The following is a 20897-nucleotide window of genomic DNA, read 5'->3' as shown; positions in this document are numbered from 1 at the left end:
GGGTTATATTACCAGCATCAATTACAAAACAAATCAAAAACAAACACCCCAACTACCGACTAGCGAAACAATTTCAATATACGCCTAATCCTAATACGCAAAAAAAACAGGGGCGCAAGACTGTTCTTAGACATGGCCATTTTGAACAACAACAATCCTCGCCAATACTCACCAGCAATAAAAAATTTCATAGAGAATGCTATGTTTCGCTCGGAAACAGATTTACTAGCGACCGCCTTGAGCGAGGGATACTTCCCAGCAACGATATCCAGCGTCTGCATAACTTCTGCATACTGCTGCTGCAAATGACTACCACCTGTGATGTTATTGGCGTGCCTGCGATAACGCGCGTAGACACCTTCAAGATACTTAATCTCGCCACCAGAAAGCATCAAAACTTCAATATACCAAAGCCAGTCTGACGCAAACTTTATGCGTTCATCGCAGGCTGGCAAATTTTTATTTCGGATCGCTACCGAACAACCACAACTAAATGCCCCGCGTCGGACCAGCTCTGCCGCGCCACCTTCGTGCTTACCATGCATTTCATTATAGAGATACATGACTCGATTTGAGTCAGAGTCAAACACCTCAACATCATGATACGAAATTGTGATACTTGGATTATCTTCAAGATGCTGCACTTGCGCTGCGATCTTTCCAGGGCAGAAAACATCATCTCCACCCAGTACAAAAATCACATCTCCCTGACAACGTTCCAGACACGCATTAAAATTCCTGGTAATACCAACATTTGCATCGAAATAAACTTTATCAATATTCATTCCGGAATGTTTTTCGAACTTATCAATTACATCACACGTTCGATCGCTTGACGCATCATCACCGATAACCAGTTGAACGCCAGGATATTCCTGGAGTGCAACCGACTGCAACGCCTCCAAAATAAACGACTCGTGATTATAGGTAAGAATAATAATAGAAACTGATAGCACACTCACCCTAAAAGCCTCTTACTCACAAACCGAACCAGTTTTTTCAAGGAAAAACCAAAACAAAGGCCGGCCAGCAAAAAGCGTAAACCAGCCAAATAACTATGCCCTCTAAACAGGCTTGCAGAGTGCGAAAAAAATATATTAGATATAGACTTATTACGTAAACCTGACTCTTTTACCGAAAAAAACATGCAGGGAACTTCAAGTCTCATTGGAAGAGTTTTCCAACAGTCCGAATGGGTATTGCCAGGGTGAATTCGATATTGAAACGTTGCCAAGTTCTGAAAACCAACTTTATAGCCTCTTAAAAAATACAACAACACAACCCAGTCATCTGATTTAAACTTTCTTCTCAACCCCGAAACCTCTCGCATCAAATCTGCTTTCATCATCGCAGACTGTAGCAAAGGTGCAGAGGTGTCATCGATGGCACAAAATGTGTAGCCTTGACCGGAATTTAAAGCGCGCTCGAATTCAGACAGGTTTTGCCTGGTAAAAACATTACCTTGTTCGTTGATTATTTCTCCCAACGAATAAACACAATCAACATCATTTTCAAGTAGAAAGCTCAGTTGAGCTGCTACTTTATTAGGCAGCAACACGTCGTCCGAACCAATCAGCGATATATATGCACCACTGCACACTTCCAAGGCGCGTTCGATAGCACCATTCACACCAGTATTTACTTCACTCTCAATAAATACAAAATCATATTTCTCTTGAAGACACCTAATTTTCTGAACACTGTCATCCGGAGAACAATCATCAACAACTATCAACTCATAGCTGCTGCGCGCTGCCGTTTGATTCATTATCGACTCAATTGTCGCACAGACGAAACTCGAGTGATTGTACGAGGGTACTATAATACTTACCTTCAACATTCCTTATGCCCCTCACCAGCTTCAAGAATTTTATGTTTTCGAAACCACAAAAAGAAAAACAGCGCAAGCGCTATCAAATACAAAAAATAGTTAACCGCGTAAGCTATGACCACTCCATCGCTGCCATAATGGGCCGAAAAAAACTTTGTCGCAAAGAAAAAACCAAATGAAAATATAGCTTCAGTAACGATAAAAGGAATGACCAACGCTCTCGCCCATAACAAAAAACCCAAAACCCAACTAGTTATCTTCAATGCATCGCCAACTACCTGCCAAGCGACCATACTTTCAATCGGTAAAAAATCACTGGAAAATAGCAGCCTTATCAACCACTCCCTTAACAGATAAACACTGGCACTTCCCAACAGTGCAACTGGAACGATCATGCACAGCGCTTTTATAACTTCAAGCCTAAGCTTAGTGACCGATTTAATTTCCGAGTATCTAGGGAGAAAATACAAACTTAAGGTCGTAGTGACCAGCATCAGGTAGGCGCCGCTAAGTCTGGTCAACGCTTCCCAGTAGCCGGCAAAATCAATCCCGTAGGCGCCTATCAAATAATCACGGACCAGCATACTCGACAAGGGTACACACGTAGCCGATACTCCGACCATAAGCGAAAACTTCAACAGATTAAACAACGTCTGTTGATCAATTGCACCGACCAGCAATCGAAAGCTGAACCAGGATTTACGTGAGCAGATATAGGCCGTTGCGACACAGGCGATAGACTGGTAGACCGAGAGCGACACCAACGCACCGTATAGCCCAAAATAAACGGATAAAACAACGACAATTACAAAGCTCAATAGACTACCAATAATATTGGCAGTCACGTAGGCCGCCACTTCTTTCTTACCATTCAGTATCGCCAACAACAATGAGTTTAGAACAAAAAAAATCAAACCGCAGGAAAGCCAATAAAAGACCGTGTAATGGGTTTCAGCGCTCAAGAAGTAACGCGCCAGAGGTCTGGCAAATAGAGCGATCAGCAAGGCTGCAATGCAAGCTCCAATTAAAGAGACAATGCCCGCTGTGGCCCATATCCGGTGTTGCCGATCGGTATCTCCTGCGTATTCCGCTGTGTACTTTGTCACCCCCGTATTCATTGAACCACCGGCAAAGGTGGTGATCATCTGAACCAAATTTTGAAACTGCCCTAATGCCGCATACCCTGCAGGACCGACATACACGGCCAATATTTTATTTATCCCTAGCAAGGTAAGCATTTTAATTACAACCGCGACAGCATTGAGCAGACTGGTTCTTACAAAAGTCATTATGCGCTGACGCCGTTGAAACTGTTGCACGCCTCGACAACCTGCGTTGCCTCCGCGATGCTCAGAGTCGGCCCGATCGGCAGGCTCAGGACTGTTCGATGGATATTTTCTGTTATCTCCAAGGATAGTCCATTCAGGCTTTGATAGGCTGCTTGCTTATGCGGTGGAATAGGATAGTGAATCAACGACTGTATGTCGTGCTTCAGTAAATGTGACTGGAGTGCCTCTCGCTGTTCACTGCGCGCCACAAAAAGATGCCAGACATGAGACTTCATATTCCGCACGTCCACACCTGGTCGCAAGGGCAACGCAATAGTCGGATTCTCGATATGGTCCATGTAGAACTGGGCAATTTCCCGCCGGTGCGCGGTTTGCGCATCCAAATACTTGAGTTTGACACTCAGCATGGCCGCTTGAATTTCGTCAAGCCGACTATTAACGCCTTGGTACATATTATGGTAGCGCTGATGCGAGCCATAATTTCTAAGTGCTTGGAGCGCATTCGCTAACTCATCACTGCTAGTCACAACAGCGCCTGCATCGCCCAATGCGCCCAAATTTTTTCCTGGGTAGAAGCTGAACCCTGCTGCATCGCCCCAGCTACCAGCCTTCTTCCCATTTGAGCTAGCGCCGTGTGCTTGCGCTGCGTCCTCCAGTACAAGCAATTTGTTGAATTTGGCGATGTCCATCAACTCAGGCATGCACGCAAGCTGCCCGTACAAATGGACGGCAAGGATAACTCGTGTTCGAGAAGTCAAAGCAGCACGCGTGCGTTCAGGCGATAGATTGAACGTCTGCTCATCTGGCTCAACCAGTACAGGCACCAGGTTGTTTTCTGTAATTGCGAGAATACTGGCAATATAGGTATTTGCTGGCACAATGACTTCATCACCATCCTGCAGTTTCCCCATCAACTTCCAGGCACGCAGTGTCAAAACTAGCGCATCGAGGCCATTGGCCACTCCAACACAATGCTTTGCGCCACAGTATTCGGCGAACGAAGCCTCAAATTGGTGCAGTTCTTGACCTGCTACGTACCAACCAGAGTCTACAACCCTTGTGCACGCGCCAATCAGCTCGTCACGCATCGATGCGTTGGCAGATTTAAGATTCAAAAACTCAACCATGATAAAGTCACTCGCATTCACTTGATACTTAGGAAACATCTTATTTAATAAATTGACTCAGGTGTTTACATCAGACCGATGGCTGGCTATCCGCTACGACGGCCAAAAACTCGGCATAATCCCTTATGTAATCACCCTCGTCATAATGCTCACTGGCCAAGACCAGCAATACACAATCTTCGCTGAAGTTATGCATTTCTCGCCAAACCAGATCCCCAATGACCAACCCTTTGGTCGGCGAGTCCAACCTAGCCATACTCCGGACGGAGCCGTTGTCCAGTATCATTTCACAATGACCTATCACGCAAACCGCTACTTGCTTCAGATTGCGGTGCGCATGAAAACCTCGAGCCACACCCTTTTGTGTACCGAAGATGTAATAGACCCTTTTAATCTCAAAGGGAACGGTCTTCTCCGCCTCTATCGCAACCAGAGACCCCCGATCATCGCCCAGGGGTGGAAAGCTGACCCACTCTAAGCTATTCATTTCACACCTTGCGCCAAGGCGTTAACGTACCAAGGCATGGCCACAGCAATACCTTGTTCCACGCTATACTCGGGGGCGTACCCCAACAGCGCCTTGACTTTCCCTATGTCAGCTTGCGAGTGCTTGACATCGCCCGCCCTGAAGTCTCGATATACCGGACTACACTGGTAAACAACAGCATTATTGGAAAGTTCTGCAGCCAGCAACGCAAACAATTGGTTCAATGTCGTACGGTCACCCACAGCGACATTATAGACCTGGTTCAAGGATTCAGCGTTTGTACTGGTCGCCGCGAGCAAGTTGGCCTGGACAGTATTCTCGATGAAACAGAAATCCCGACTGGTTTCACCATCGCCGTTAACATAGATATCCTCACCGGATATCATCGAGGAAATCCACTTCGGGATAACCGCTGCATAAGCACCATTGGGATCTTGGCGCTTACCGAAAACATTAAAATAACGCAGACCTACAGTGTTGAAACCGTAGCAGCGGGAAAATACATCAGCATAGAGTTCGTTTACATACTTTGTCACAGCGTAGGGAGAAAGAGGCTTGCCGATGATAGCCTCAACCTTAGGCAACCCAGGGTGATCGCCGTAAGTGGAGCTACTGGCTGCATAAGTGAAGCTTTTCACCCCTGCACCTTTGGCAGCAACCAACATGTTGAGAAAACCATCAATGTTGGTGTTATTAGTATTAATCGGGTCATCGATCGAGCGCGGAACAGAGCCCAAGGCCGCTTGATGCAAGACGTAATCAACCCCCTGACAAACTGAGTTGCAGTCCTCCAGAGACCTTATATCACCTTCGACAAAGGTAAAGCGTGCCCATTGTTCGGCGCTGACAAGACCTTGCACTTCTTCAAGATTTTTCTTGTGCCCCGTAGAAAAATTGTCTATTCCTACCACCCACTGCTCGGCCAACAGTAGTGTTTCCAGAAGATTCGAGCCAATAAAACCGGCAACGCCAGTCACCAACCATTTTTTTGGTGACGTCGAAATTTCCGAAAGAAGCTTCCTATATCCATTCATGCTGCACCTACCCTAGTAATTATCTCAACCGAGCGTTCTATAGACGCAAATCAGACTCTTCGGCCGTCAATAGATACTTCAGGTCATAAAGTACGTGCTTTGTCTTGCCGTAACTGCGTATTTTTGCTACGCCCGCCTGACGGAACTCTTCATGTGCTACTGCCAATATCACACCATCGTACGCAGACTCGTCGGGAGCGGCTATAGGACAAATGCCGTACTCTTCCTCAGCCTCTTCCTTGCTCACCCAAGGGTCATAAACGTCGACAGCGATGTTGTATTCAGCCAACTCGTTAACGATATCGACTATGCGGGTATTCCGCAGATCTGGGCAATTTTCCTTGAACGCAAGACCCATCAAAAGAATACGCGCACCGTCTACCTGAATCTGCTTCTTGAGCATGGCCTTGACCATCTGCGAGACAACGTACGCCCCCATTCCGTCATTCAACCTGCGTCCGGCCAATATAATTTCCGGGTGATATCCGATCGATTGCGCCTTGTGCGTGAGATAGTAAGGGTCGACACCAATGCAGTGCCCGCCAACCAACCCTGGCCTGAATGGTAGGAAGTTCCACTTCGTTCCCGCCGCCTCCAAGACCGCTTCGGTATCAATTCCCATCCTATTGAATATAATTGCCAACTCGTTGATCAAGGCAATATTCAAGTCACGCTGAGTATTTTCAATCACCTTGGCAGCTTCAGCCACTTTGATACTGGAAGCCTTGTGCGTGCCCGCTATCACAACTTGATTATAAAGCCTATCCACCAACTCGGCGACGTCTGCAGTCGAACCGGCAGTCACCTTCTTGATAGTTGTCAATCGGTGAACTTTATCACCTGGATTAATCCGCTCCGGGCTATAGCCAGCATAAAAGTCACTGTTAAATTTCAAGCCTGAAGCTTTCTCCAGCACAGGAACACAGACTTCTTCGGTGGCACCGGGATAAACCGTAGACTCATAGATAACAATATCGCCTTTCTTTAACACTTTACCGAGCATTTCCGAAGCCTTGATCAGAGGCGTCAGGTCCGGCTGCTTGTAACTATCGATCGGCGTCGGCACTGTGACAATATAGGTATTACAAGCCACTAGATCTTCTTGATTCGAACTGAACGACAAAAAACCAGCCTCTTTCAGCTCCGCAGTACAGACTTCCAATGTGGCGTCGTGCCCGGCCTTCAGCGCGTCAATCCTTGCCTGGTTGATGTCAAATCCGATCGCCGGGCGCTGCTTGCCAAACTCAACAGCCAGTGGCAAACCCACGTAACCAAGGCCTATTACAGCCAGTTTGATGTCGTCCAGTTTTAGCATGTGTATTTCCATTAATCCGTTGTCGTAAAAATCGCCTCTGCGATTTTTATAAAGCCATTTTACCCTCATGCTTTCATCCCGCAGATGCACAAAGGATGAAAACCATTCTCACTAAAAACAAAAAGCCCTAGCAGGCCATTATCACAGAAAAATAAAATAGTCCAGCCGCGAAAATAACAACACTTTATTATACTAGTATTGAAATTTTATCTTTAGTGCCCCGGCACTCGAAAGCAGGGAAGATTGAAACTGCAGGGCTCAAGGCCCTTAAATTTGCCGAACAGATGGCGCTCGTTAACTCACTGCATCGGACCGGAAAAGATCCAAGATGCCATTTGAAACTAGCGTTAAAGGTGGCCGATATCTTATTGCTACCCTCTACTCTTCCTCTTCATTCACCCGATCCCGCAACTCCTTGCCCGGCTTGAAATGCGGGACAAATTTGCCGTCTAGGCTGACGGACTGACCGGTCTTGGGGTTACGCCCCACGCGGGGGGCGCGGTAGTGTAGAGAAAAGCTGCCAAAACCGCGAATCTCGATGCGATCGCCGGTGGCCAGGCATTGGGACATCTGCTCAAGCATGGTCTTGATGGCCAACTCGACGTCCTTGGACGAGAGCAGGCCCTGATGGGTGACGATGCGTTCGATCAATTCCGACTTGGTCATATTTTTCCCTTCTTTTTCAAGCAGCTAGGAAAAGCGCTTCGAAGGTTTTAGCATGACTTGATGAATTTGAACAGCCCATCTACCAACTTATCTGCCGTTTGAATAACGCCGCCATGAGCGACCCACACTCTCAATTGCAGATCACGAGCATGGTACGAGTGACCGCTCCTGCAGGGTTCCAACCGAACAAGTAATCACCCTCTTCGTCCTTAGCGTCGCTGGACCTGGTGATGACCTTATAGCCCTGCATCCTGCATTCGCGGGCGGCGCGTTTCTCGCACTTATCCCAGTTGTTGCCCAACCCCGAGCAATCGACCTCAATGCCGCTGACACCGCGCCTCGCGTGAGTTTTGGCGCTGGTAACGGAACAGCCTGCAAGCATTACCACTGCGAACACCACGATAAGCCTGTTCATCGAAATCCTTAAAAACACGGGAGCGCCTTTATCAATACTCTATTCAGCTCTGACACCAAGGCGTCTGCCTTGGTTCTTGCGTGTTGATTCAGCGAATTTCAGGCACAAAAAAGGGCGACCGAAGTCGCCCTTTTTAACAGCCTTACAGAACTTAGTTCTGTTTAGCCATTGCTTCGCGCAGCAGGGAGGCCATGGTGGTCTCGCCTGTTGCAGCTTCCGGAGCCGATTTCAGGCTCTGGATGGCTTCTTTCTCTTCCACTTCGTCTTTCGACTTGATGGAGAGTTGGATCACGCGGCTCTTGCGATCGACGCTGATGATCTTGGCTTCTACTTCCTGGCCTTCTTTCAGAACGTTGCGCGCGTCTTCAACGCGGTCACGGCTGATTTCGGAGGCTTTCAGAGTCGCTTCGATATCGTCGGCCAGAACGATGATGGCGCCTTTGGCGTCAACTTCTTTCACAGTGCCTTTAACGATTGCGCCTTTGTCGTTCTCTTGAACGTACTCGGAGAACGGATCGCTTTCCAGTTGCTTGATACCCAGGGAGATGCGCTCGCGCTCTGGGTCAACCGACAGGATAACGGTGTCCAGCTCGTCGCCCTTCTTGAAACGACGAACAGCTTCTTCGCCAACTTCGTTCCAGGAGATGTCGGACAGGTGAACCAGGCCGTCGATGCCGCCGTCCAGACCAATGAAGATACCGAAATCGGTGATCGACTTGATGGTGCCGGAGATTTTATCGCCCTTGTTGAACTGGCCAGAGAAATCTTCCCATGGGTTAGATTTGCACTGCTTGATGCCCAGGGAGATACGACGACGCTCTTCGTCGATGTCCAGAACCATGACTTCCACTTCGTCGCCGACTTGTACGACTTTCGAAGGGTGGATGTTCTTGTTGGTCCAGTCCATTTCGGAAACGTGTACCAGGCCTTCAACGCCTTCTTCCAGCTCAGCGAAGCAGCCGTAGTCGGTCAGGTTGGTAACACGTGCGGTGACGCGAGTGCTTTCTGGGTAACGGGCTTTGATAGCGACCCATGGATCTTCACCCAGTTGCTTCAGGCCCAGGGAAACACGGTTGCGCTCGCGATCGTATTTCAGAACCTTGACATCGATCTCGTCGCCAACATTGACGATTTCGGAAGGATGCTTGATACGCTTCCAAGCCATGTCGGTAATGTGCAGCAGGCCATCGACGCCACCCAGATCGACGAATGCGCCGTAATCGGTGAGGTTCTTGACGATACCTTTGACTTGTTGGCCTTCCTGCAGGGATTCCAGCAGAGCTTCACGCTCGGCGGAGTTCTCTGCTTCCAGGACGCTGCGACGGGAAACGACAACGTTGTTGCGCTTCTGGTCGAGCTTGATGACCTTGAATTCGAGTTCCTTGCCTTCCAGGTGCGTGGTGTCGCGCACAGGACGAACGTCGACCAAAGAACCTGGCAGGAACGCACGGATGCCGTTAACGTCGACAGTGAAGCCGCCTTTAACCTTACCGTTGATAACGCCCTTGACCACTTCTTCAGCTGCGAAGGCTGCTTCGAGAACAATCCAGCATTCAGCGCGCTTGGCTTTTTCACGGGACAGCTTGGTTTCACCGAAACCGTCTTCAACCGAGTCCAGAGCAACGTGAACTTCGTCACCGACATTGATTGTCAGATCACCAGCATCGTTGTAGAACTGTTCCAGCGGGATCAGAGCTTCAGACTTCAGACCAGCGTGAACGGTTACCCAGCGAGCTTGGTAATCGATATCAACGATAACACCGGTGATGATGGAGCCTGCCTGAAGGTTCAGGGTTTTTAGGCTTTCTTCAAAGAGTTCCGCAAAGCTTTCGCTCATTTTAATTCCTGTTGATAAGGGCGAAGAATACGCCCATCTCCACACCCCAGACGGTGTGGGTCAGTTTCAGTTAAAAGAAGCCACCGCAGGACTATGACTGGTCCCCTGCGGCCTTCTTGATCACCCGGCGATATCGCGAATGGCGATTTCACTCAAGATGCGTTCCAGCACCTGCTCGATGGACAACTCCGTGGAATCCAGCTGTATGGCATCAGCCGCCGGCTTGAGCGGGGCTACTGCGCGCTGGGTATCACGCTCATCGCGTGCACGGATCTCATCTAGCAGACTCGACAGACTAACACCATCGACTTTGCCCTTCAACTGCAAGTAGCGGCGGCGAGCCCGCTCCTCGGCGCTGGCGGTCAGGAAAATCTTCAGCGGCGCCTCGGGAAACACCACCGTGCCCATGTCGCGGCCATCGGCCACCAGCCCCGGCGGCTCCTGGAAAGCCCGCTGACGCTGCAACAGCGCATCACGCACCGCCGGCAGCGCGGCAACCTGGGAGGCCCAGGAGCCGACCTGCTCGTTACGCAGGTCATCGGTCACATCGTCCCCTTCCAGGATGATGCGCTGGGGATGACCTTCCGTCGCGCCGACGAACTGCACATCGAGGTGCGCGGCCAGCAGCTTCAGGGATTCTTCGTTGGTCAGGTCGACGCCATGGTTGCGTGCGGCAAACGCCAGCAGGCGGTACAACGCGCCGGAATCCAGCAGGCACCAGCCCAGGCGCTTGGCCAGGATGCCGGCGATCGTGCCTTTGCCCGAGCCGCTTGGCCCGTCGATGGTAATCACCGGTGCTTTGATATTCACAATTGAGCCTCTTGGGCAACACGGATGCCGACTTGGGCACACAGTGTAAGAAAGTTCGGAAAAGACGTAGCAACATTGGCGCAGTCATGGATACGAATCGGCGCAGCCGCCCGCAGGGAAGCCACGCTGAAGGCCATGGCAATCCGGTGATCGCCATGGGCATGGACTTCACCACCGCCCATCAGGCCACCGTCAATGATAATCCCATCGGCGGTCGGTTCACACTTCACTCCCAGCACCTGCAGACCGTCGGCCATGACCTGGATACGGTCGGACTCCTTAACACGCAACTCTTCGGCGCCCCGCAAAATGGTCCGGCCTTCAGCGCAGGCGGCCGCGACGAACAACACCGGGAATTCATCAATAGCCAGGGGCACCAGCGCTTCTGGAATCTCGATACCCTTCAATACAGCTGCCCGCACCCGCAGGTCAGCGACAGGCTCGCCACCCACTTCGCGCGGGTTTTCCAAGGTGATATCGGCCCCCATCAACCGCAGGATATCGATCACCCCGGTGCGGGTCGGGTTGATGCCGACATGCTCCAGCAACAACTCGGAGCCCGCGGCAATCGAAGCCGCCACCAGGAAGAATGCCGAAGAGGAGATGTCCCCCGGCACTTCAATATGGGCAGCCGTCAGTACATGACCCGATTCCACCGATGCGGTAGCGCCTTCCACCGCAACCGGGTAACCAAAACCGCGCAACATACGCTCGGTATGGTCACGGGTCGGCGCAGGCTCGGTCACTGCGGTTTGACCTTCGGCATACAGCCCCGCCAGCAACAGACAGGATTTGACCTGGGCACTGGCCATCGGCATTGCATAGCTCATGCCTTTGAGCGCCTGGCCGCCACGAATGGTCAGCGGCGGACGCCCTTCCGGCCCGGTCTCGATCACCGCACCCATGTCCCGCAATGGCTTGGCCACGCGGTTCATCGGGCGCTTGGACAGGGAAGCATCGCCGGTCAACACGCTGTCAAAGCGTTGTGCCGCCAACAAACCGGACAGCAGGCGCATGGACGTACCGGAATTACCCAGGTAGATCGGCCCCGGCGCCGGCTTCAAGCCGTGCAAGCCCACACCATGAATGGTCACGCGCCCATGGTGCGGCCCTTCAATCACCACGCCCATGTCGCGAAACGCCTGCAGGGTCGCCAGGGCGTCTTCACCCTCAAGGAACCCTTCCACCTCCGTCACGCCCTCGGCCAACGAGCCGAGCATGATCGAGCGATGGGAGATCGACTTGTCACCCGGCACCCGGATACGCCCGCTCAAGCGGCCGCCCGGGTTGGCGAGGAAAGTCAGGTCATCGGCGTTCACAGCGGTTTCCATATAGGCCCGGCGAGCCAGGATCTTGCTGAAATGCTCACGCGCCACACGCGCACGGGTGAACACGCCCAATAATTGATGGCCATCCCCGGCATCGACCGCGTCGCGCAAGGCGTCGAGGTCACTGCGGAAGGTGTCCAGGGTGCGCAACACCGCTTCGCGATTGGCGAGAAAGATGTCGTGCCACATCACCGGATCGCTGCCGGCAATCCGCGTGAAATCGCGGAAGCCACCGGCGGCGTAACGGAAAATCTCGAGGTTTTCGTTGCGCTTGGCCAGGGAGTCCACCAGGCCGAATGCCAACAGATGGGGCAAATGGCTGGTCGCCGCCAGCACTTCGTCGTGGCGCTCGACCTGCATATGTTCCACATCCGCCCCCAGCTCACGCCAGAGACGATCCACCACCGCCAGCGCGGCCGGATCGGTTTGCTCCAGCGGCGTCAGGATCACTTTATGGCGGCGGAACAGCTGCGCATTGGACGCTTCCACCCCGCTCTGCTCGGAACCGGCAATCGGATGGCCCGGCACAAAACGCGACGGCATGCCGCCAAAGGCTTGCTGCGCGGCCCGCACCACATTGCCCTTGGCACTGCCGACGTCGGTCAGGATCGCCTGGCCCAGGTCCATGCCGGCCAATACCGCCAGCAGTTTCTCCATGGCCAGGATCGGCACAGCGAGCTGGATGACGTCAGCCCCCTGGCACGCCAGCGCCAGGTCCGCCTCGCAGCGATCCACCACACCCAACTCCACCGCCAGCTTGCGCGATTGCGGGTCCAGGTCCACACCGACTACTTCGCCGCACAGCCCGCTTTCGCGCAGGCCTTTGGCGAAGGAGCCACCGATCAAGCCCAGGCCGACCACCACCAGGCGACCGATCATAGGCACGGCAGGTTGCAATGCAGTGACATCAACCACGAGCCAGGACCTTGGCCAGCGCCTCCAGGAAGCGGCTGTTTTCAGCCGGCAAGCCGATGGTGATCCGCAGGTGGTTCGGCATGCCATAGTTGGCCACCGGCCGCACGATCACACCTTCGCGCAGCAGCCCCTGGAATACCGGGGCGGCCACTTGACCAAGGTCGACACAGATGAAGTTGCCCTTGGAGGGAATCCAGCCCAGGCCCAACGCACGGAAGCCATCCTGCAACTGCAGCATGCCGCTTGCGTTGATGCGGCGACCTTCTTCCAGATACTCGGCATCCTTCACCGCCGCACAGGCTGCCGCCAGGGCGAGGCTGTTGACGTTGAACGGTTGGCGCACGCGGTTCAGCACATCGGCCACCACCGCTGTCGACAAGCCATAGCCAACCCGCAGCGAGGCCAGGCCATAGGCCTTGGAGAAGGTGCGCGACACCAGCAGGTTCGGGTAGGCCGCCAGGAAATCCAGGCCGTTCGGCAGGTCGCTGCCTTCGGCGTACTCGATGTAGGCCTCGTCCAGCACCACCAGCACATGCTCAGGCACGTCCTGCAGGAAGTCGTTGAGCGCCTGCGCATCGAACCAGGTGCCGGTCGGGTTGTTCGGGTTGGCGATAAACACGACGCGGGTCTGGGCGTCGATGGCGGCCAGCATGGCCGGCAGGTCATGGCCCCAGTTCCTGGCAGGGATAACGCGGGCGTCGGCACCGACCGCCTGGGTGACGATCGGGTAGACCGCAAACGCGTGCTCGCTGAACACGGCGTTCAGGCCCGGCGCCAGGTAGGCACGCCCGACCAGCTCGAGTATGTCATTGGAACCGTTGCCCAGGGTGACCTGGTTCAGCTCGACCCGGCATGTTTCTGCCAACAGGGACTTGAGGGCGAAGCCATTGCCGTCCGGGTAACGCGTCAACTCGGCCAATTCTTCGCGAATCGCCGCCAATACCCTGGGGCTTGGGCCCAGTGGATTCTCGTTACTCGCCAGCTTGACGATCTTGGAGGGGTCCAGGTTCAACTCACGCGCCAGCTCGTCCACAGGCTTGCCCGGAACGTAAGGCGACAGTTGTTGCACGCCCGGCTGGGCCAGGGCGAGGAAGTTGCCACTCATGTTAAAGCCTCACAAAACCGCTTTCGGGTAAGAGCCCAGCACCTTGAGTGCCACGGCTTCCTGACTGATCTTCTCCAGCACGCCCTTGACCAGCGGATCGCGGTGGTGGCCAATGAAGTCGATAAAGAACACGTAAGTCCATTTACCGCTGCGCGAAGGACGCGTCTCGATGCGCGTCAGGTCAATCCCGTTGTCGTGGAACGGCACCAGCAGCTCATGCAGCGCGCCGGGCTTGTTGCTCATGGAGACGATGATCGAAGTCTTGTCGTCGCCGGTCGGCGGCACTTCCTGGCTGCCGATCATCAGGAAACGCGTGGAGTTGTCCGGGCGATCCTCGATTTTCTCGGCCAGGCGCGTCAGGCCATACAGGCCTGCCGCCATATCACCGGCGATCGCCGCCGAATTCCATTCACCCTTGACCCGCTTGGCCGCTTCGGCGTTGCTGGACACCGCCACGCGCTCCACATTCGGGTAATGCGCATCCAGCCACTTGCGGCACTGGGCCAGGGACTGGGCGTGGGAATAGATGCGGCTGATGCTGTCGGTCTTGGTGTTCTCACCCACCAGCAGGTGATGGTGGATGCGCAGCTCGACTTCGCCGCAGATCACCATGTCGTGCTCAAGGAAGCTGTCCAGCGTGTGGTTGACCGCGCCTTCGGTGGAGTTTTCCACCGGTACCACGCCAAAGTTCACCGCGCCGGCCGCCACTTCACGGAACACCTCGTCGATGGCCGCCATGGGCTTGCTGATCACCGCGTGGCCGAAGTGCTTCATGGCCGCCGCCTGGGTGAAGGTGCCTTCCGGGCCGAGGTAGGCCACTTTCAGCGGCTGCTCGAGCGCCAGGCACGACGACATGATTTCACGGAACAACCGCGCCATCTCTTCGTTGCCCAGTGGGCCCTTGTTACGCTCCATGACGCGCTTGAGCACCTGGGCTTCACGCTCCGGCCGGTAGAACACCGGCACTTCGCCCTCCGCCAGGGACGCCATCTTCACCCGTGCCACTTCCTGGGCGCAGCGCGCACGCTCACTGATCAGCTCCAGGACTTTCTCGTCCAGGCTGTCAATGCGTACACGCAGGGCCTTGAGTTCTTGTTCAGACATTAGCCGTGTTCCTTTTCGAACTCTGCCATGTAGGCAACCAGCGCATTGATCGCGTGAATGTCCACAGCGTTGTAGATGGAGGCGCGCATGCCACCTACCGAACGGTGACCCTTGAGGTTCAGCAGGCCACGGGCGTCGGCACCGGCCAGGAATGGCTTGTCCAGGCGGTCATCGGCCAGGCGGAACGGCACGTTCATCCACGAGCGGTCGGTGAGGTTGATCGGGTTGCTGTACAGGCCGCTGGCGTCGATGAAGTCGTACAGGGTGCGCTTCTTCTCTTCGTTGAGCTTGCCCATGGCCGCCACGCCGCCCTGCTCCTTCAGCCACTCGAACACCAGGCCCGACAGGTACCAGGCGAAGGCCGGCGGGGTGTTGTACATCGAGCCGTTGTCGGCCGCGACCTTGTAGTTGAGCATGGTCGGGCACAGTGAACGGGCGCGACCCAGCAGGTCCTCACGCACGATATTGACCAGGATGCCGCTCGGGCCGATGTTCTTCTGCGCGCCGGCGTAGATCATGCCGTAGCGCGACACATCGATAGGCCGCGAGAGGATGTCCGAGGACATGTCGCACACCAGCGGAACGTCGCCGACTTCCGGCACCCAGTCGAACTCCAGGCCGCCAATGGTTTCGTTCGCGACGTAGTGCACGTAGGCTGCGTCCTTGGACAGCTTCCATTCGTTCTGACCGGGAATGGCGAAGTAGTCGTAGGGCTTGGCAGTGCCGGCCACATTGACATGACCGTAGCGCGAAGCCTCTTCAATAGCCTTCTGCCCCCAGATACCGGTGTCGATGTAGTCGGCAGTGCCGCCTTCCGGCAGCAGGTTCAGCGGGATCTGGGCGAACTGTTGGCTCGCGCCGCCTTGCAGGAACAGCACTTTGTAGTTGGATGGAATGTCGAGCAAGTCGCGCAGATCCTGCTCGGCCTTGGTGGCAATGGACACGAACTCATCGCTGCGATGGCTCATTTCCATCACGGAGAGGCCTTTTCCATGCCAGTCGAGGAGTTCACCCTGCGCACGCTGCAGGACTGCTTCAGGAAGCGCCGCGGGACCGGCACAGAAGTTATAGGCTCTCTTGCTCACATCCAATCTCTCTGATCTGGTGGGACTGAAATCAAACACGGTAGGAGCGAGCTTGCTCGCGAAAAACCCGAGAGCGCAAGGGCGCATCAGGCAGCTCGCGTTATCGTTGACGATTTTCGCGAGCAAGCTCGCTCCTACAGGGGGCGGCGTTGTTCTTTCAAAGGGGACAAACAACAAGGGGGCGAATCTTCATCCGCCCCCTGTGTGTCCGCTTATTCCTGCGGTTCTTCTTCGTCTGCGGCAGCATCGAGGGTTGGCTCGTCGACGCTGTCATCGCCGGTTGCGATCACCTCGCCTTCGAACTCCTCACCTTCCAGCTCTTCGCCTTCGACTTCCGATGGTTCCTGGACACGCTCCAGGCCGACCAGTTTTTCGTCCTTGGCCAGCTTGATCAAGGTCACACCCTGGGTGTTACGGCCCAGGCTCGACACTTCGGCCACACGGGTACGCACCAGGGTGCCCTGGTCGGAAATCAGCATGATTTCCTCGCCATCGAGCACCTGGACCGCGCCGACCAGACGGCCGTTGCGGTCGTTGCTGACCATGGCGATAACGCCCTGGCCGCCACGCTTGTACTCCGGGAACTCGCTGATGGCGGTGCGTTTGCCATAACCACGCTCGGAAGCGGTGAGGATCTGGCTGCCTTCTTCCGGGATCAGCATCGAAATCAGCTTCTGCCCTTCCGGCAGGCGCATGCCGCGCACACCGCGGGCGGTACGGCCCATGGCGCGAACGTCGGATTCCTTGAAGCGAGTGACCTTGCCGCCGTCGGAGAACAGCATGACTTCACGCTCGCCATCGGTAATGGCCGCGCTGATCAGCACGTCGCCTTCGTCCAGCTCCAGGGCGATCAGGCCCACGCTGCGCTGGCGGCTGAAGGATTCCAGCGGGGTCTTCTTCACGGTGCCTTTGGCGGTGGCCATGAAGATGAAGTGACCTTCGGTGTATTCCTCGACCGGCAGCATGGTGGTGATGTATTCATCACTGTCCAGCGGCAGCAGGTTGACCAACGGACGACCACGGGCAGCGCGGGAGGCTTCCGGGATTTCGTAGGTCTTGAGCCAGTACACCTTGCCCTTGCTGGAGAACAGCAGCAGCGTGGTGTGGCTGTTGGCGACCAGCAGGTGGGCGATGTAGTCCTCATCCTTCACGCCGGTAGCCGATTTACCTTTACCGCCACGACGCTGGGCCTGGTACGCAGCCAATGGCTGGGTCTTGGCATAGCCACCATGGGAAATGGTCACCACGCGCTCTTCTTCCGGGATCATGTCACCCAGGGTCAGGTCGAGGCGCGCATCGAGGATTTCGGTGCGGCGCACGTCGCCGTATTCGGCGCGGATCACTTCCAGTTCTTCGCGGATCACTTCCATCAGGCGCACGGCGCTGTTGAGGATGCGGATCAGCTCGCCGATCTGGTTGAGGATCTCCTGGTACTCGGCCAGCAGCTTCTCGTGCTCCAGGCCGGTCAGGCGGTGCAGGCGCAGCTCCAGGATAGCCTGGGCCTGTTCCGGCGACAGGAAGTACTTGCCATCGCGCAGGCCGTATTGCGGGTCCAGGGTCTCCGGGCGGCACGAGTCGGCACCGGCACGTTCAACCATCGCCACCACGGCGCTGGATTCCCATGGCATCTTGATCAGGGCTTCCTTGGCTTCCGACGGCGTCGGCGAGGCCTTGATCAGGGCGATGACCGGGTCGATGTTCGACAGCGCTACAGCCTGGCCTTCCAGGATGTGACCGCGTTCACGGGCCTTGCGCAATTCGAACACGGTACGGCGGGTCACCACTTCGCGACGGTGACGTACGAAGGCTTCCAGCAGGTCCTTGAGGTTCAGGATGCGTGGGCGGCCGTCGATCAGTGCGACCACGTTGATACCAAACACGCTTTGCAGCTGGGTCTGGGCGTAGAGGTTGTTGAGGATCACCTCAGGCACTTCGCCACGACGCAGCTCGATCACCACGCGCATACCGTCTTTGTCGGATTCGTCGCGCAGCTCGGTAATGCCTTCGAGTTTCTTCTCTTTAACCAGCTCGGCGATCTTCTCGATCAGACGCGCCTTGTTCAACTGGTACGGGAGTTCGGTGATGACGATCTGCTGGCGGCCACCGACCTTGTCGATGTCCTCGATGATCGAGCGGGCGCGCATGTAAATACGGCCGCGACCGGTGCGGTAGGCTTCGATGATGCCGGCGCGACCGTTGATGATCGCAGCGGTCGGGAAGTCCGGGCCCGGGATGTATTGCATCAGCTCATCGACGGTCAGCTCAGGGTTGTCGATAAGGGCCAGGCAACCGTCGATGACTTCACCGAGGTTGTGCGGCGGGATGTTGGTGGCCATGCCCACGGCGATACCGCTGGAACCGTTGACCAGCAGGTTGGGGATCCGGGTCGGCATGACCGCCGGGATCATTTCGGTGCCGTCGTAGTTCGGCACCCAGTCCACGGTTTCTTTATGCAGGTCGGCCAGCAGCTCGTGCGCCAGCTTGGTCATGCGCACTTCGGTGTATCGCATGGCCGCGGCGTTGTCGCCGTCGACCGAACCGAAGTTGCCCTGGCCGTCTACCAGCAGGTAGCGCAGGGAAAACGGCTGGGCCATCCGAACGATGGTGTCGTACACCGCAGTGTCGCCGTGAGGGTGATACTTACCGATCACGTCACCGACAACACGGGCAGATTTCTTGTACGGCTTGTTCCAGTCGTTACCCAGCTCGCTCATTGCGAACAGCACACGCCGGTGCACGGGCTTCAAGCCATCGCGCGCATCAGGCAGTGCCCGACCGACAATTACGCTCATCGCGTAGTCGAGGTAGGACTGTTTCAGCTCGTCTTCGATATTGACCGGGAGGATTTCTTTGGCCAGTTCGCCCATGAGAAGCCTGATTCCTTTTTCGGGTGAAACCTCGTCGCATCCATATGGGACGAACGAAGCTCGCCGTCGCCGGCACACTGCCTGACAACGACTTACGACAAATCAACGAGTTATGACACGGATCTGCACGTTATGGGCAACCCCTGGGGGCGGCCCTGGAAACCGCCGGATGTTATCACAATCGCCGCCACGCACCTATCCCCCTGATGCGCATGGAGACTAGTAATTTGACGGATGACAGGCTTGAAGAGGACCAGAGGGGCTCAGAGATGGGGTGGTGCTTTTTTTTGGTTCATCACGGATTACCGGGAAAGACGCTCTTGATCTTCATGAAGAAGAATTCGCTATCCCGGTAACCGTACGCCATCCGTTTGATGACCTTTATTCGATTGTTTATTCCTTCCAACTGACCGGTGTGCATCGGCCAGCGAACCCGACTGACGATGCCCCGCCAATAACCCTTTAGCCGTTTGGCAAACTGGATCAGAGCCGGTATTTCGCTTTCATATGCATGGCGCAGCCATTGCTTCCAGGCCGATCTCCAGGTCCAGGCAGTGCTCGGTGTCCAGAGCGTTTTGAGTTCAGCCTTCATCAAATAAACTGTCATCAGCGATTGGTTGGCCTCCAATAAATCCTGCAAATGGACCTGTTGTTCCGGCGTTTTCAGGTTCTGTGGGTTACGCAGCAACAGCCATCGTGCCTGCTTGATGACCTTGCGAGCCGGCTTGTTATGACGCAGCCGATTAGCTTCGTCGACGCGGACCCGATCAATCACCTCTCGGCCATATTTGGCCACCACATGGAAAAGGTCGTAGACCACTCGCGCTTTCGGGCAATGCTGGCGAACCTCCAGATCAAAAGCAGTATTCATGTCCATCGCCACCGCTTCGATTCGAGCGCAGCCCTCCGGCCCCAGTTCCTCGAAGAACGGCCTGACTGCCGCTCGGCTACGGCCTTCACCGATCCACAGCACTCGTCGTGTATCGGCATCCAGCACAACGCTGGCGTAACGATGACCTTTGAATAACGCGAACTCGTCCATGATCAGGCGTCGTGGTTGCGCCTTCGGCAACTCACTCAACACCGCCTGCAAGGCTCGACGCTCCAGCAACCGAACAGTGTCCCAATGCAGTCCAAACATCTGGGCCACGTGCAGGGTGGGAAGGCGCTCGCAGGCCTGAATGACCGCCTCGGCCAAGCGGCGCGTCATGCGGGCATAGCGATCCAGCCAACTGACGGCCTCCATGCGTTTTCCACAGTCGCGGCAGCCAACACGCCTGAGCAAAATGCTGAGGCGCACCGCGCGACCGAGAATGGGCAGATCACGAACGGTTCGCTCACAATACTCATGAGTGGTTGAACAAGGTTTTTGGCAGCCGCCGCAGGAAGGGAATCGGGTGGCGTGGGGAATCAGATCGATCTTTAGAGCGTCACCATCGGGCTTGATCGTGACGACAGAAAAGCCCTCCCAAAAAGGAAGGAAAGTATTAATATCACGCATAAGAACGCCGGTTTTTTAGATGTGTTTGCTCGCACGAACATCATCAATCAAATCGGCGTTCTTGTTTCTGTGTTTCCCGGGATTCCGTGATGAACCTTTTTTTTGAGGGCGGATCCGAGGGTTTTATTGACTTTCAGGGCCAATCGGGGGCAAGCCCCTCCTACACTTTAATTGTGAACAG

Annotated in this window: 17 protein-coding genes; all 17 read right to left on the bottom strand. The window is 55.0% G+C overall.

From position 1 onward, the window contains the following. Positions 1 to 59: 59 nt before the first annotated feature. Positions 60 to 962: a glycosyltransferase gene (locus BLW22_RS05630; protein WP_074844573.1), complete on the bottom strand. Its 903-nt coding sequence runs from the start codon at positions 960 to 962 to the stop codon at positions 60 to 62. Next, positions 959 to 1840: a glycosyltransferase family 2 protein gene (locus BLW22_RS05625; protein ID WP_074844569.1), complete on the bottom strand. Its 882-nt coding sequence runs from the start codon at positions 1838 to 1840 to the stop codon at positions 959 to 961. The genes BLW22_RS05630 and BLW22_RS05625 overlap by 4 nt, the downstream gene beginning before the upstream one ends. Beyond that, positions 1834 to 3150 carry an O-antigen translocase gene (locus BLW22_RS05620; RefSeq protein WP_235865556.1) on the bottom strand — a complete coding sequence of 439 codons (1317 nt, stop codon included), beginning with the start codon at positions 3148 to 3150 and terminating at the stop codon, positions 1834 to 1836. Before BLW22_RS05620 ends, BLW22_RS05625 begins: the two co-directional genes overlap by 7 nt. Continuing rightward, a complete protein-coding gene (locus tag BLW22_RS05615; protein ID WP_074845162.1) occupies positions 3120 to 4247 on the bottom strand; it encodes a DegT/DnrJ/EryC1/StrS family aminotransferase in 1128 nt (375 codons plus the stop codon). Before BLW22_RS05615 ends, BLW22_RS05620 begins: the two co-directional genes overlap by 31 nt. A 70-nt stretch (positions 4248 to 4317) precedes the next feature. Further along, entirely contained in the window at positions 4318 to 4734 is a 417-nt protein-coding gene (locus tag BLW22_RS05610; protein ID WP_074844563.1) for a sugar 3,4-ketoisomerase, read from the bottom strand. Continuing rightward, the gene (locus BLW22_RS05605) at positions 4731 to 5768 is read right to left on the bottom strand and encodes an NAD-dependent epimerase/dehydratase family protein (RefSeq protein WP_074844562.1); all 1038 of its coding nucleotides are present in this window, start codon (positions 5766 to 5768) and stop codon (positions 4731 to 4733) included. The genes BLW22_RS05610 and BLW22_RS05605 overlap by 4 nt, the downstream gene beginning before the upstream one ends. 37 nt (positions 5769 to 5805) lie before the next feature. Beyond that, positions 5806 to 7083, bottom strand: a complete 1278-nt coding sequence (tviB, locus tag BLW22_RS05600; RefSeq protein ID WP_074844559.1) for a Vi polysaccharide biosynthesis UDP-N-acetylglucosamine C-6 dehydrogenase TviB — start codon at positions 7081 to 7083, stop codon at positions 5806 to 5808. A gap of 378 nt (positions 7084 to 7461) precedes the next feature. Then, entirely contained in the window at positions 7462 to 7749 is a 288-nt protein-coding gene (gene ihfB, locus BLW22_RS05595) for an integration host factor subunit beta (protein WP_034102647.1), read from the bottom strand. A 130-nt stretch (positions 7750 to 7879) separates the two neighbouring features. Beyond that, the gene (locus BLW22_RS05590) at positions 7880 to 8164 is read right to left on the bottom strand and encodes a hypothetical protein (RefSeq protein ID WP_027604176.1); all 285 of its coding nucleotides are present in this window, start codon (positions 8162 to 8164) and stop codon (positions 7880 to 7882) included. A 151-nt stretch (positions 8165 to 8315) separates the two neighbouring features. Then, positions 8316 to 10001 (bottom strand): 30S ribosomal protein S1, encoded by a 1686-nt coding sequence (gene rpsA / locus BLW22_RS05585; protein WP_027604177.1) that lies wholly within the window; start codon positions 9999 to 10001, stop codon positions 8316 to 8318. A 120-nt stretch (positions 10002 to 10121) separates the two neighbouring features. Continuing rightward, on the bottom strand, positions 10122 to 10811 hold the full coding sequence (gene cmk, locus BLW22_RS05580) for a (d)CMP kinase (protein ID WP_003172653.1): 690 nt from the start codon (positions 10809 to 10811) through the stop codon (positions 10122 to 10124). Continuing rightward, positions 10808 to 13018, bottom strand: coding sequence for a bifunctional prephenate dehydrogenase/3-phosphoshikimate 1-carboxyvinyltransferase (locus tag BLW22_RS05575; protein ID WP_065928289.1), 2211 nt, complete (start codon positions 13016 to 13018; stop codon positions 10808 to 10810). Before BLW22_RS05575 ends, cmk begins: the two co-directional genes overlap by 4 nt. Before the next feature lie 28 nt (positions 13019 to 13046). Then, a complete protein-coding gene (gene hisC, locus BLW22_RS05570) occupies positions 13047 to 14159 on the bottom strand; it encodes a histidinol-phosphate transaminase (RefSeq protein WP_074844553.1) in 1113 nt (370 codons plus the stop codon). A 9-nt stretch (positions 14160 to 14168) separates the two neighbouring features. After that, positions 14169 to 15263 carry a prephenate dehydratase gene (gene pheA, locus BLW22_RS05565; RefSeq protein ID WP_003172650.1) on the bottom strand — a complete coding sequence of 365 codons (1095 nt, stop codon included), beginning with the start codon at positions 15261 to 15263 and terminating at the stop codon, positions 14169 to 14171. Then, on the bottom strand, positions 15263 to 16348 hold the full coding sequence (gene serC, locus BLW22_RS05560; RefSeq protein WP_065928115.1) for a 3-phosphoserine/phosphohydroxythreonine transaminase: 1086 nt from the start codon (positions 16346 to 16348) through the stop codon (positions 15263 to 15265). The genes pheA and serC overlap by 1 nt, the downstream gene beginning before the upstream one ends. 212 nt (positions 16349 to 16560) lie before the next feature. Then, on the bottom strand, positions 16561 to 19215 hold the full coding sequence (gene gyrA / locus BLW22_RS05555) for a DNA gyrase subunit A (protein ID WP_065928116.1): 2655 nt from the start codon (positions 19213 to 19215) through the stop codon (positions 16561 to 16563). Between the two features lie 295 nt (positions 19216 to 19510). Continuing rightward, complete coding sequence (locus BLW22_RS05550; protein ID WP_065924368.1) at positions 19511 to 20716, bottom strand: ISL3 family transposase; 1206 nt, start codon at positions 20714 to 20716, stop codon at positions 19511 to 19513. Positions 20717 to 20897: the final 181 nt, after the last annotated feature.

It is taken from the genome of Pseudomonas marginalis (assembly GCF_900105325.1).
GTDB classification, from domain to species: domain Bacteria; phylum Pseudomonadota; class Gammaproteobacteria; order Pseudomonadales; family Pseudomonadaceae; genus Aquipseudomonas; species Aquipseudomonas marginalis.
Note: the sequence above shows the minus strand (reverse complement) of the source record. Positions and strands in the feature narration are given on the sequence as shown.

Coding starts and splice junctions, on each gene's coding strand:
- hisC (WP_074844553.1), bottom strand. CDS start 14,159: ATGAGTGGCAACTTCCTCGCCCTGGCCCAGCCGGGCGTGCAACAACTG.
- rpsA (WP_027604177.1), bottom strand. CDS start 10,001: ATGAGCGAAAGCTTTGCGGAACTCTTTGAAGAAAGCCTAAAAACCCTG.
- tviB (WP_074844559.1), bottom strand. CDS start 7,083: ATGCTAAAACTGGACGACATCAAACTGGCTGTAATAGGCCTTGGTTAC.
- BLW22_RS05625 (WP_074844569.1), bottom strand. CDS start 1,840: ATGTTGAAGGTAAGTATTATAGTACCCTCGTACAATCACTCGAGTTTC.
- BLW22_RS05575 (WP_065928289.1), bottom strand. CDS start 13,018: ATGATCGGTCGCCTGGTGGTGGTCGGCCTGGGCTTGATCGGTGGCTCC.
- BLW22_RS05615 (WP_074845162.1), bottom strand. CDS start 4,247: ATGGTTGAGTTTTTGAATCTTAAATCTGCCAACGCATCGATGCGTGAC.
- BLW22_RS05590 (WP_027604176.1), bottom strand. CDS start 8,164: ATGAACAGGCTTATCGTGGTGTTCGCAGTGGTAATGCTTGCAGGCTGT.
- BLW22_RS05610 (WP_074844563.1), bottom strand. CDS start 4,734: ATGAATAGCTTAGAGTGGGTCAGCTTTCCACCCCTGGGCGATGATCGG.
- gyrA (WP_065928116.1), bottom strand. CDS start 19,215: ATGGGCGAACTGGCCAAAGAAATCCTCCCGGTCAATATCGAAGACGAG.
- ihfB (WP_034102647.1), bottom strand. CDS start 7,749: ATGACCAAGTCGGAATTGATCGAACGCATCGTCACCCATCAGGGCCTG.
- BLW22_RS05605 (WP_074844562.1), bottom strand. CDS start 5,768: ATGAATGGATATAGGAAGCTTCTTTCGGAAATTTCGACGTCACCAAAA.
- BLW22_RS05550 (WP_065924368.1), bottom strand. CDS start 20,716: ATGCGTGATATTAATACTTTCCTTCCTTTTTGGGAGGGCTTTTCTGTC.
- pheA (WP_003172650.1), bottom strand. CDS start 15,263: ATGTCTGAACAAGAACTCAAGGCCCTGCGTGTACGCATTGACAGCCTG.